Raw genomic sequence first — 813 nt, forward strand, 5'->3', positions numbered from 1 at the left:
GGTTTTGTTGCAAACTTTTCGTCAATGGATGAGCTGATAGTATCCTGGCTTTTAATCAGCCGAGTATTTTAGATGTTTAAAGGCCGCCATTTTGATAAATCCGTTATCCTTCTGTGTGTTCGGTGGTATCTGGCTTATAATCTTAGCCTGCGCAATCTGAAGGAAATGATGGCGGAACGTGGCATCGATCTGGACCATTCAACCGTCCATCGTTGGGTCATCTGCTTTAGCCCAAAACTGCTTGAACGTTTTAATCGGAAGAAGCGTCAGGTCACACGCAAATGGAACCTTGATGAAACGTATATCAAGGTCAAAGGTGAGTGGCTGTATCTGTATCGTGCGATTGATAGCAATGGCGATACGGTTGAGTTCTATTTCAGCGAACATCGTGATCTGACTGCTGCTAAACGCTTTCTGCGCAAGGCACTGGCCCGCCATGGCAGGCCAGTGCGCATTACCATTGATGGAAGCGAGACCAACAGAATAGCTATTTTGCAATGTGATACAGAGAACCGGCTCAGTCAGACTGGCAAACCGATTGCCATTCGCTCCAGCAAATATATGAACAACATGATTGAGCAAGATCACCGTCGCATCAAACGACGCACACGCTCCATGCTTGGTTTCAAGTCACAAACCGCAGCGGGCATAACGCTCGCCGGTATAGAACTCATTCACATGATGCGTAAACAACAAGGCGTCTTTTCAGCCGCAAATGAACGCTCAATCAAACAACAGTTCGAGGCACTCGCTGCATAACTACGTCCAGAGATAGGCCGTGCTCCGTTCAGATTGAATTTTTGCAACAGAGCC

1 protein-coding gene is annotated in these 813 nt (G+C 47.1%); it reads left to right on the plus strand.

What is annotated here, in order from left to right:
• The first annotated feature begins 72 nt into the window (after positions 1-72).
• A complete protein-coding gene (locus tag ABE527_RS21610; RefSeq protein ID WP_499698259.1) occupies positions 73-759 on the plus strand; it encodes an IS6 family transposase in 687 nt (228 codons plus the stop codon).
• Positions 760-813 lie beyond the last annotated feature (54 nt).

Origin of the sequence: Brucella sp. TWI432 (assembly GCF_039674445.1) — a bacterium.
GTDB lineage: Bacteria > Pseudomonadota > Alphaproteobacteria > Rhizobiales > Rhizobiaceae > Brucella > Brucella chromiisoli.